11 protein-coding genes and 1 pseudogene are annotated in these 10,617 nt (G+C 43.9%); 10 read left to right on the forward strand and 2 right to left on the reverse strand.

The window, feature by feature from the left end; genetic code table 11:
* The first annotated feature begins 64 nt into the window (after positions 1-64).
* The 7 genes and pseudogenes from KGF34_RS10465 to KGF34_RS10495 all read left to right on the forward strand — a co-directional run bounded on the left by KGF34_RS10465 (position 65) and on the right by KGF34_RS10495 (position 5,708).
* On the forward strand, positions 65-460 hold the full coding sequence (locus KGF34_RS10465; protein WP_006426515.1) for a replication initiator protein A: 396 nt from the start codon (positions 65-67) through the stop codon (positions 458-460).
* A 183-nt stretch (positions 461-643) separates the two neighbouring features.
* On the forward strand, positions 644-1,588 hold the full coding sequence (gene mobV, locus KGF34_RS10470; protein WP_006426516.1) for a MobV family relaxase: 945 nt from the start codon (positions 644-646) through the stop codon (positions 1,586-1,588).
* Between the two features lie 72 nt (positions 1,589-1,660).
* Positions 1,661-1,855 (forward strand): hypothetical protein, encoded by a 195-nt coding sequence (locus KGF34_RS10475; RefSeq protein WP_002334813.1) that lies wholly within the window; start codon positions 1,661-1,663, stop codon positions 1,853-1,855.
* A 146-nt stretch (positions 1,856-2,001) separates the two neighbouring features.
* A complete protein-coding gene (locus KGF34_RS10480; protein WP_081946811.1) occupies positions 2,002-3,579 on the forward strand; it encodes a recombinase family protein in 1,578 nt (525 codons plus the stop codon).
* Between the two features lie 31 nt (positions 3,580-3,610).
* A pseudogene (locus KGF34_RS10485) lies at positions 3,611-4,009 on the forward strand (transcriptional regulator); the annotation flags it as partial.
* A gap of 140 nt (positions 4,010-4,149) precedes the next feature.
* Positions 4,150-5,541, forward strand: a complete 1,392-nt coding sequence (locus KGF34_RS10490; protein WP_252558970.1) for a zinc-ribbon domain-containing protein — start codon at positions 4,150-4,152, stop codon at positions 5,539-5,541.
* The gene (locus KGF34_RS10495) at positions 5,538-5,708 is read left to right on the forward strand and encodes a hypothetical protein (RefSeq protein ID WP_170962605.1); all 171 of its coding nucleotides are present in this window, start codon (positions 5,538-5,540) and stop codon (positions 5,706-5,708) included. The genes KGF34_RS10490 and KGF34_RS10495 overlap by 4 nt, the downstream gene beginning before the upstream one ends.
* Positions 5,709-5,795: 87 nt before the next feature.
* Here KGF34_RS10495 and KGF34_RS10500 read toward each other — a convergent pair whose 3' ends face one another.
* Positions 5,796-6,605, reverse strand: coding sequence for a class I SAM-dependent methyltransferase (locus KGF34_RS10500; RefSeq protein WP_055233345.1), 810 nt, complete (start codon positions 6,603-6,605; stop codon positions 5,796-5,798).
* 91 nt (positions 6,606-6,696) lie between these two features.
* Entirely contained in the window at positions 6,697-7,320 is a 624-nt protein-coding gene (locus tag KGF34_RS10505; RefSeq protein WP_055157033.1) for a class I SAM-dependent methyltransferase, read from the reverse strand.
* A 626-nt stretch (positions 7,321-7,946) separates the two neighbouring features.
* Between KGF34_RS10505 and KGF34_RS10510 the strand changes: the two genes are divergently transcribed.
* The 3 genes from KGF34_RS10510 (at position 7,947) to KGF34_RS10520 (ending at position 10,581) form a co-directional block, all read left to right on the forward strand.
* Entirely contained in the window at positions 7,947-8,771 is an 825-nt protein-coding gene (locus KGF34_RS10510) for a ParA family protein (protein ID WP_252558973.1), read from the forward strand.
* A complete protein-coding gene (locus KGF34_RS10515) occupies positions 8,728-9,672 on the forward strand; it encodes a ParB/RepB/Spo0J family partition protein (protein ID WP_252558975.1) in 945 nt (314 codons plus the stop codon). Before KGF34_RS10510 ends, KGF34_RS10515 begins: the two co-directional genes overlap by 44 nt.
* Before the next feature lie 240 nt (positions 9,673-9,912).
* On the forward strand, positions 9,913-10,581 hold the full coding sequence (locus tag KGF34_RS10520; RefSeq protein WP_252558977.1) for a hypothetical protein: 669 nt from the start codon (positions 9,913-9,915) through the stop codon (positions 10,579-10,581).
* Positions 10,582-10,617 lie beyond the last annotated feature (36 nt).

Genomic DNA, 10,617 nt, shown 5'->3' on the forward strand with positions numbered 1-10,617 from the left:
GGCAGGTGGTATAAAGTATCGCCCGCCCCGGAAAACGGGCTTCTAACCGTCCACAAAACGCACTATGACAAATACCATCTATATCCATCAGCCGGAAAAGGCGTTCAGCTTCACCCGGCTCCCGAATTTCCTCTTTGAAGCCCCCACATTCAGGCCCCTGTCCAACGAGGCAAAGGTTCTGTACGCCTTTATCCTGCGCCGGACAGAGTTGTCCCGCAAGAATGGGTGGGCGGATGACTGCGGACGGATTTTCCTGTATTACCCTATCTGCGAAGTGGTTGACCTGCTCCACTGTGGGCGGCAGAAAGCGGTGAACACCCTGCGGGAACTGCAATACGCCGGACTGGTGGAGATCCAGAAGCAGGGCTGTGGAAAACCCAACCGCATTTTCCCAAAATCCTATGAAGCGGTTCCAAACACCGACTTCAAGAAATCCCGTTCTGGTACGCCGGAGGACTGAAAACCGTACCCTTGAAGTACGGAAATCAATCTTGAGAAGTACGAAAACCGGACGGTATATAGAAATACAAAGATTAAAATGATTTATTTATATCCATTCCATTCCTATCGTATCAGAGATAATTCCGGCGGGATTTTCCCTGTGGAAAACCCCGGATAGGAAAGGAATGGGGAAAGGAGCAGAATGGCACAACACGCAATTTTGCGGTTTGAGAAGCACAAGGGCAACCCGGCAAGGCCGCTGGAAGCCCATCACGAAAGACAGAAAGAACAATACGCCAGCAACCCCGACATTGACACAAGCCGGAGTAAATACAACTTCCATATCGTCAAGCCGGAGGGACGCTATTACCACTTCATTCAGAGCCGTATCGAGCAGGCCGGATGCCGGACAAGGAAAGACAGCACACGGTTTGTCGATACACTGGTAACTGCCAGCCCGGAGTTTTTCAAGGGGAAATCCCCAAAGGAGATACAGGCGTTTTTCCAGAGGGCGGCGGCTTTCCTCATTGGCCGGGTAGGACGGGAAAATATCGTGTCGGCGGTGGTACACATGGACGAGAAAACGCCCCACCTGCATTTGACCTTTGTTCCGCTGACAAAGGACAACCGCCTGTGTGCAAAGGAGATTATCGGCAACCGGGCAAACCTGACGAAGTGGCAGGACGATTTTCACGCCTATATGGTGGAGAAATATCCTGACTTGGAGCGTGGGGAAAGCGCCAGCAAGACAGGCCGGAAGCATATCCCCACCCGGCTTTTCAAACAGGCGGTTTCCCTCTCCAAACAGGCCAGAGCCATTGAAGCCGCCCTTGACGGCATTAACCCGCTGAACGCCGGAAAGAAAAAAGAGGAAGCCCTCTCCATGCTGAAAAAGTGGTTCCCGCAGATGGAGAACTTCTCCGGGCAGTTGAAAAAGTACAAGGTCACAATCAATGACCTGTTGGCGGAGAATGAGAAGTTGGAAGCAAGGGCAAAGGCCAGCGAAAAAGGAAAGATGAAAGATACGATGGAACGGGCAAAGCTGAAAAGCGAACTGGACAATTTACAGCGGCTGGTTGACCGTATCCCGCCGGATATACTGGCGGAACTGAAACGTCAGCAGCGGCACACGGTAAAGGAAAGGTGATAGATATAAGCAGAAATTTTCGCCGCCTTTGTGCGGCATTGTACCTTGAAAACTGAATATGGAGGACACTGGATGGCAAAAAGCGAAAGCGATATTTTTACACCCCGGACAGGGCAGGTCATACAAGCAGAGAACGGCACGCAGTATTTTGTATGTGGGAACAACCGTATAAAAATCTCCGAACACTTCGCCGCAGGCGGGAAGCCCCTCGGTGATCTGATTGTAGATGTGGTGCGGCATACCGCAGAAAAAGCCGCTTCAACCTGATAGCCCATCATTGATAACACGCCCACGCTTATGATATAATTGCCATAGAGCAAAAGTATTGTAAGCGTGGGTTGTTTCTTTAAGAAGGAGGATTTTTAACGGTGAAACAACCTTACAATACTACGATTTACAACACGGCGCTTTATATGAGATTAAGCCGGGACGATGAAAACTATGGTGACAGCGTAAGCATTGAAACACAGCGGACAATCCTGCAACAGTACGCAAAGGAACAGGGACTTCATGTAGTCGGTGAGTATGTGGACGATGGCTGGTCGGGGACGAACTTTGAACGCCCGGATTTTCAGCGCATGATGGACGATGTGGAAGCCGGAAAAGTAAACTGCATTGTCACGAAAGACCTTTCCCGTTTCGGGCGGGAACATGTGATGATGGACTACTATCTGGAATTTCTGTTCCCGGAAAAACGGGTGCGCTACATCGCCGTTGCGGAGAATGAGGACACAGAGAAAGGGCTTTCCGATTTTGTCCCGTTCAAAAACCTGTTTAATGAATGGTTTGCGAAAGATACGAGCCGCAAGGTAAAGGCCGCTTTCAAAGCGAAGTTTGCCACAGGACAGCGTATCGGTGCCTATGCTCCCATCGGGTACAGGAAACACCCGGAAATCAAAAACAAGCTGATAATCGACGAGGAAACCCGCTGGATAGTGGAGAAGATTTTTGACCTTGCCATTCATGGCAGAGGGGCGGCCAGTATCACAAGAATACTGATTATGGAAAAGGTTCCCACACCGGGATTTATCAATTTCCAGCGTGACGGGACTTTTGCAAACATCTATGCGGGTGCGCCAGAGGAAAAAAGCTACGCATGGACGATAGCCCAGGTCAAGAGCATTATGAAAGACGAAACCTATATCGGCCATACCATCCACTACCGGGAAACAAACATTTCCTTTAAGAACAAGCGGAGGATACGCAAGCCCCAAAGTGAATGGGTGCGGGTAGAGAACACGCAGGAGCCGATTATCAGCGAACAGGTTTTCCGGCAGGTACAGGAGCAGATAGCAAACCGCCGCAGAAAGTGCAAGGATGGTACGACGCAGATTTTTTCCGGATTGGTAAAATGTGCGGATTGCGGCTGGTCGCTGTCCTATGGGGAGAACAGGCAGAACAGCAAGCCTTACGGCCATTATCATTGTAGCAAGTACGGACAGGGCACACGCCAATGCTCCATGCATTATATCCGCTATGATGTGCTTTACGCCTATGTCCTCTCCCGTCTGCAATACTGGTCGAGGCTGGTACAGCATGATGAAGAACGGCTTTTGAAGCGGCTGTTAAATGCCAATGACAAGGGACAGGCCGCCGCAAGAAAGAAGCAAGCCGCAGAGTTGAACAAAGCGGAGAAGCGGAAAGCCGAAGTCGATACCCTGTTTGCCCGGATGTATGAGGACTGGGCGGCGGGGCGTATCACAGAATACAACTTCTCTATGCTGTCCGGGAAGTACCAGAGCGAACAGGCTGAACTGGACACAAAGATTGAACAGCTTCAATCCGCTATCGCCACTGAAAGCCAGAACGCCGCAGACGCAGAAAAATGGATTGCCTTGATGAAAGAGTGCGTCAATCCAACAGAACTGACCGCCGAACTTTTGAATACGCTGATTGAAAAAATCGTTGTCCATGAAGCGGTCAAAGGTGAGGACGGAAGCCGGGAACAGGAGGTAGAAATCTTCTACCGCTTTATCGGCAAAATTGATTAAATGACACCAATATCTTTAACTATGTGATACCGGGTTGTCTGTTCCTGATTCTGATATGTTGATTTCTATATCAGAAGTGTTAGAAACACCAGTAAGTACTTTGCTTGGAGAAACGATTTCCGAGTCGAAAGCTGATGATTTAAGAGCAATTTCTGAAAAGCTTGAGGTCATAAACCTTCAATTAGCACAAAGAAAACAAGGAAGGCAAAAAGTAATTCATTGGTTTTTTATTTTCTTATGTGTGATTATAGTAATTGCTTTTGCGGTTTTAATTTTGCTGAATAGTCCATACTTAGGTTGGGATTACAGTGACCCGGAAAACGCAGTTATTGGAATTGGCTTTCACGCAATGGAGTGGTTGTTCACAAGAATAGCACCACTTGTTTTGATTGGTGCTGCTGTTGGAGCCTTATTGACACGAAAAAAATAAGACCCGCTACAAGTAAAACCTGCCCTGATGGAGCGTAAATGCTCCGTCGGGGCAATTTTTATAGGAAGAATCGCAAACTACCGTGAATCTGTGTTTGTCAATATAATATGGATAATCACAGAGGAAGGAGTGGTTATGCTATGAGTAACACTTTACAAAGCGTACATCCGGAGCTTGTTTCGGAATGGTCAGATAAGAACCTGCCACTGACACCGGACAAGATAACCTTCGGTTCAAATAAAAGAGTTTGGTGGAAAGGTTCTTGCGGTCACGAATGGCAAGCAAGCGTTAAGGCTCGCTCCGGCGGAGAGAAATGCCCCATATGCTCAGGAGCAAGAGTGGTTGAGGGAATCAACGATTTAGCAACACTCAAACCACAGTTAGCTCAGGAGTGGTCGAAGAAGAACGAACTGAAACCTACCGAGGTATCAGTTGCTTCTCATAAAAAGGTAATATGGAAATGTAAAAACGGACACGAGTGGACAGCAAGTATTAAGAGCCGAACAGTAAATGGCACAGGCTGTCCATACTGCTCTCACAATAAGGTACTTGCAGGATTTAACGACCTTGCTTCACAGTATCCGGAAGTAGCTGCCGAGTGGTCAGACAGAAATCTCCCCTTGCAGCCTACAATGGTAACAGCCTTTGCCAACAGTAAGGCTTGGTGGAAGTGTAAGGACTGTGGGAACGAATGGTACACCCTTATCGCTACCCGTTCTGGTGGAAGTAAATGTCCTTATTGCAGTGGCTATACATTACTGAAAGGCTTTAATGACTTGGAGACTACCCATTCTCATATTGCGGCTGAGTGGTCAGAAAAGAATTATCCATTGAACCCTTGTGATGTAAATGAAAAATCAAGGCGTAATGTATGGTGGAAGTGCAAAACCTGTGGCTATGAGTGGAAGTCGGTTATCAATGCTCGTGTAAAAGGTACTGTATGTCCCGTATGTGCTGATAGAACCGTTCTTGTCGGATACAATGACTTAGCTACAACCGACAGAAAACTGCTTTTAGAGTGGGATTACGAGCTTAATAAGATACTTCCAACTCAGGTGTCAAGAAATTCGATGAAAAGTGTTTGGTGGAAATGTTCTTTCGGACATTCTTGGAAAGCAAAGATAAGCGACAGAACGATTATTGGTAAAGGTTGTTCCGTTTGCGAAATCGAATATCGTTCCGTGTTCCCCGGCTTGGCAGTTGCTTACTATGCAAATAAAAAGGGACTCACAGCTCAGCTTGGTTCTGACAAGCTGTTAGGAATACCACTTGAAACCTACATTCCGTCAGAGAAACTTGCCATAGAGTTTACCATCGGCAATGAGCAGATGGAAATACTGAAAAACCACCTATGTAAGCAACGAGACATTAAACTTGTTAAGCTGCCATATAAAGCCAACGAAAATGAAGCTGATTATGCTGACAGAGTTAAGGCGGTTTTCAAGAGCGTACATATATTTATCTATTCAGATACAGAAACTGATGTAGCTCAAATCAGAAAAGTATTTACCGATTGGAGGGAACGACTATGAGAGAACAGAAATACCATATCTATCTTAATAAGGAAGAATACGACCGAGTGATTCACTCGCTTATAAGCCTGAAGAACAACCTACTGGCACAAGGCAGATACACTGATGCAGTTGACGATGTCCTTTGCAAGGTGCTGACAGCCAAGAAAAAGAAAGTCAAAATCTAATATATCTAAACACACAAAAGACCGCCTACACCTTTATAATGTAAGCGGTCTTTAATTATGCTTCGTGAAACTGAAATTTTACGGTAGTTAATTCAATTTCAAACGAAGAATTATTACCTGTTTCTTCTTCTCTGCAACCTTCATAGATACTTTTGTAACAAAAGAAAGTTTCTTCCCTAACATCTTCAATGCTTCTGGAAAGAATGTCTTTTCTTCCAATAATTCCATACTACATTTGTTTGCAAATTCTTTGCTATCGTTAATACCAAAATACATAATAGCACTTGCATTTCCTGTACGTTTGATAAACCAGTTCGTAAACTTTAATCCACTCTCACTTGTAGCGTCAAACAACATCTCACCTTTTGGAAATGCTTTTCCACACCCCTTAATAAATGCTATGATTTCTTCTTCATGGAAATATTGGAACACACCTGACACAATTAGCAGTGTAGGAAGCGAATTGTCTATTTCCTTTACCCATTCCAATTTAAACATATCGCCTGCAATGAGCGTTTCATTTTTTCGCTGACCAAATACTTTTTTTCTTGCCTCTATTACTTCTGGCAAATCAGTCTCATACCAATGTACAGTTCTGTTTTCAATCTTATCACTTAAACGGTCATAAGCAGTCTCTAATCCTGCACCAAGATATACAATATTACTTTCTGCGTAACTTTTTGCAAACGCAATAACTGTTTTGTCCATATTGTAATAACGTGCTACCGATGCCATATTGCTATATTCAGAAGAACCTTTATCTACACCTTGTGGTAAATACTTCTCCAACTCAAGAGCCTTTTCATCCATAAAATATTCTGGAAATTTTTTAGAGATATTGATTCTTGCCACTAACGGAACAAATAACGTATTTGCAACACCATCAAATTTATTCATAATCTACCTCTTTCTTTAGTTAGTTTTTGCTGACCAATCTAACATATGAAGTTTATTTTGTAAAGTAACTATCACTTAGAAAAATTCAAATTTAATAATTAGTTTTTTTCGCAATCAAAACTCCAACAGGAGCTAAACCGCCATCCACCAAATTCACTTTGACGACTGTAAAGCCATAATCCGCAATAAACTCACAAAAATTTTCCTTGTTCCATTCTTTGTATGCTTTAAATCCTGTAATAGACATCAATCGCTTTCGTAAACCACTTGATTTTTTCTCTGCCCATAAGAAGGTTGGTGCGTACAAAATACCATCTTTTTTTAATACTCTACGAATTTCCTGCATTGCTTTTTCAGGCTCTGGCATAATGTGCAGTGCATTTGAAATTACTACACAATCAAAATTTTCATTCTCATATGAAAGTGCCGTTGCATCGGCTACGCAAAAACTAAGTTTTTCTGTTGTACCTCTCCTTTTCGCTTGCTTAATCATATTTTCCGAAAAATCGGTTGCCGTCCAGCTATTAGTACAATCAGACAATGGGAAAGATAGCTGCCCTGTTCCACAAGCTAATTCTAATACATTCATATCAGATTTGAGATAATCTCTAATATATCCGCAGATTGCATTATAAAATTTCTTATCTGACTCCATCAAAGGTGCATATATTTTTGCAAGTCGTTGCCAATAACCCTTGTTTGCCTTGTCTTTCATATCAAAATCTCCATTTTATTCAATAATACAACTTCAAATATTCCTCTGTGTTTTATTATACATCATAAATGTTAAAATTTCTACCCGCCGTCTATTGACCTTGATTGTGAGGAAAATAGGCGGCTTTTTTTGTCGCCTAAAAATTTTTTGAAATTTTTTCGGAAAAGCAGCGATTTTGGGTGTCCAAAATGAAGCCTTTTGTGCAATGAGTGAAGGGGTTAATTCCTGATGATGAAAACGGAAGCCTTTTCAATTGTTCTTTGACAATTGAATACACAGGTCGTTAAGACTTTAATTCTGATGATAGCCACTTTAGCAGGTACGCCGAAACTTCTGAAAATTTCAGAACAGCGAGAACTCCTGCTATGAGTATCGGATTGCAACCGATATGGCGATGACGGTCAGAAAGATAATGATACTTCTCTACGGAGCTGGCGGAGTACCCGGCAGAGGTTAGATTCCTATGATACAGATAAGCAGTCTGTTCCTTAACGACTTCCCGAAAGCGATATGCTTGGCAAGGGATATTGAGAATAAATATTGCCACGACCGTTTAGGAAATGAAACGGTCAAGTACATAGTCATATTTTATTGGCTATGAATAAATTGAAAGGAGGACGCAAGGGGTGTCAAACTGCAAAACGATTGCCATATGCAATCAAAAAGGCGGAGTCGGAAAGACAACGACAACGGTTAATCTTGGTGTTGGTCTTGCAATGCAGGGTAAGAAAGTGTTGCTCATAGACGCAGACCCACAGGGAGATTTAACTACTTGTCTCGGTTGGAGAGATACAGACAACTTGGGTATCACGCTTGCAACGAAACTTACAGATGTGATTAGTGAAACGATGAATGACCCGACAGACGGTATTCTGCACCACGAGGAAGGTGTTGAACTTTTACCGGCGAACCTTGAACTTTCGGCGATGGAATATAACCTGATGAACGCTATGAGCAGAGAAACCACTTTGAGGAATTATTTGAGTCAGGTCAAAGACAGATACGATTTTGTCTTGATTGACTGTATGCCTTCTCTGAGTATGGTAACACTCAATGCTCTATCTGCGGCAGACAGCGTGATTATTCCGGTGCAGGCACAGTATTTGCCGGCTAAAGGTATGACCCAGCTTGTGCAGACCATTTCAAAAGTCAAGAAGTATATCAATCAGGATATTAAGATAGACGGTATGCTTCTTACTTTGGTGGATAACCGCACAAACCTCGCCAAAAGTACGGTGGAAGCGTTGCGGGAGAATTTCGGAAATCAGATTAAGCTGTATCGCACATCTATTCCGATTGCTGTAAAAGCCGCAGAAACTTCTTCCAAAGGGAAGAGCATTTTTGCATATGAGCCAAACAGTACGGTGTCTAAGGCATACACCGAATTTACAAAGGAGGTGTTAGCCGATGGCAGGAAGAAAGAGCGACTTCACTCTCACGAGGCTCGATGACCTTTTTACAACGCAGGCACAGAGAGAGGAAGAAAGACTTTCTAAAATCCGAGATATTCCATTAGAGCTGATTGACGATTTCCCAGACCACCCGTTCAAGGTCAGGGACGATGAAGATATGCAGCAGCTTGTCGAGAGTATCAAGGAACGTGGAGTAATTACTCCGGCAACGGTAAGGCAGAAAGAGGACGGAAGATATGAACTCGTATCCGGTCACAGACGAAAACGAGCAAGCAAACTTGCCGGTTTTGAAACGCTAAGATGTGAGGTTGTTGACCTTAATCGAGATGAAGCCACAATTCTAATGGTGGAAAGTAATTTCCAAAGGTCGCAGATACTTCCCTCTGAAAAAGCCTTTGCCTACAAAATGCGATTGGACGCAATGAAAAGACAAGCAGGCAGACCAGCAAAAAATTATTCCCCAGTGGGGAACAATTATGAATTTGCTAAATCAAGTGATGAACTTGCCGACAAAACAGGCGAAAGTAAAAATCAAATTTACCGTTATGTCCGCCTTACAAACCTTGTTCCCGAACTGCTTGAATTTGTTGATGAGGGGCGAATTAAAATGCGACCGGCGGTTGAATTGTCGTATCTTGACGAAGATTGTCAGCGTGATGTGGTTGACGAGATTGATATGAACGACGCAACTCCCTCTCACGACCAGACTATCCGTATGCGAAAGTTTTTCGATGAGGGCAAACTGACAACCGAAGCTATCCAAGCCATTATGTCGGAGGAAAAGCCAAACCAGAAAGAGAAGATTGTGCTAAGGGGCGACAGAGTGCGACAACTCATCCCGAAAAATATCCCAATCAGCCAAACGGAGGACTTTGTGTGCAAGGCATTGGAGCATTACAACAAGTATCTCAGGCAACGGGCAGACCGTGACAGCAGATAGCCGATTTTGTTACTCCCCCTTCTCACACTCTACCCCCTAATACCTACTGTTTACTTGCTGAAAAGATATATTCTATCTCACTTAAATATACCTATCTCTCATAACTTATAGCTGTCTAATAAAGGGTTCGCACATTTGAAGTGTAAACAAAGTGTCTGATATGATAAAAAGTTTGGATATTCGCACCTTTGCTGTTTTTTGTCTGATTGATTACGATTAAGGCGAAAGGAGCGATAGCTTATGAGAAGGAAATGGATGGTTTGTATGATTGCCTGCTTGATGATTTTGTTTGCCGGATGTAACGGTAACATAGCCAAAGAAACCGCACGAAATGACACGGATAAAAGGATTTCTTCTACGGCTGGTAATACCGAAACAACGAACGGAACAGAAAAAGCAGAGGATACAAGTGTTGTTCCCGAAACGGAGCAACCAGTATCAAGTGAAGCAACAACAGAGCCGAGTCAGCAGGAAAAGTCGGATGTTTCTTCTACGGCAGGTAGTAGGGCGGAAACTGCAAAAAGCTATGAATCCGTTCAGATAACGAAAAAGCCTGACAGTATTCAAGAACAGGAGCAGCCACAGCAACAACCGAAGCCAGAGCCGGAAACACCGCCAGTTAAGGGAGAAGTGAAACCCACAAAACCAAAACCGACGGAAGAAACGAAGCCGAGCTTTGATGTTAATCCTTATTTGAGTTACGCCAAGAGTTATGCTCAAGGTATCGGTTTGGAGTTGGACAGTACCGCAACGGATTGTTGGGATAATCCGATAACCGCCAATGCCAAACGCACAGGCATTAAGGACGATATTCAAAGCAGGCTGAACAGATACAAAAAAGTGGGGAATATGAAATCTATATCGGCTACTGCTAAAAAACAAAATAAAATACAGTATCGGACGCACTGAGATAATCGGTGCGTTCTTTCATTTTAAGGAGGAAAC

The sequence above is a fragment of the Ruminococcus sp. FMBCY1 genome (genome assembly GCF_023921805.1).
GTDB lineage: Bacteria > Bacillota > Clostridia > Oscillospirales > Acutalibacteraceae > Ruminococcoides > Ruminococcoides intestinale_A.

Coding starts and splice junctions, on each gene's coding strand:
- KGF34_RS10500 (WP_055233345.1), bottom strand. CDS start 6,605: ATGAATAAATTTGATGGTGTTGCAAATACGTTATTTGTTCCGTTAGTG.
- KGF34_RS10505 (WP_055157033.1), bottom strand. CDS start 7,320: ATGAAAGACAAGGCAAACAAGGGTTATTGGCAACGACTTGCAAAAATA.
- KGF34_RS10480 (WP_081946811.1), top strand. CDS start 2,002: ATGAGATTAAGCCGGGACGATGAAAACTATGGTGACAGCGTAAGCATT.
- KGF34_RS10495 (WP_170962605.1), top strand. CDS start 5,538: ATGAGAGAACAGAAATACCATATCTATCTTAATAAGGAAGAATACGAC.
- KGF34_RS10515 (WP_252558975.1), top strand. CDS start 8,728: ATGGCAGGAAGAAAGAGCGACTTCACTCTCACGAGGCTCGATGACCTT.
- KGF34_RS10520 (WP_252558977.1), top strand. CDS start 9,913: ATGAGAAGGAAATGGATGGTTTGTATGATTGCCTGCTTGATGATTTTG.
- KGF34_RS10465 (WP_006426515.1), top strand. CDS start 65: ATGACAAATACCATCTATATCCATCAGCCGGAAAAGGCGTTCAGCTTC.
- KGF34_RS10475 (WP_002334813.1), top strand. CDS start 1,661: ATGGCAAAAAGCGAAAGCGATATTTTTACACCCCGGACAGGGCAGGTC.
- KGF34_RS10490 (WP_252558970.1), top strand. CDS start 4,150: ATGAGTAACACTTTACAAAGCGTACATCCGGAGCTTGTTTCGGAATGG.
- mobV (WP_006426516.1), top strand. CDS start 644: ATGGCACAACACGCAATTTTGCGGTTTGAGAAGCACAAGGGCAACCCG.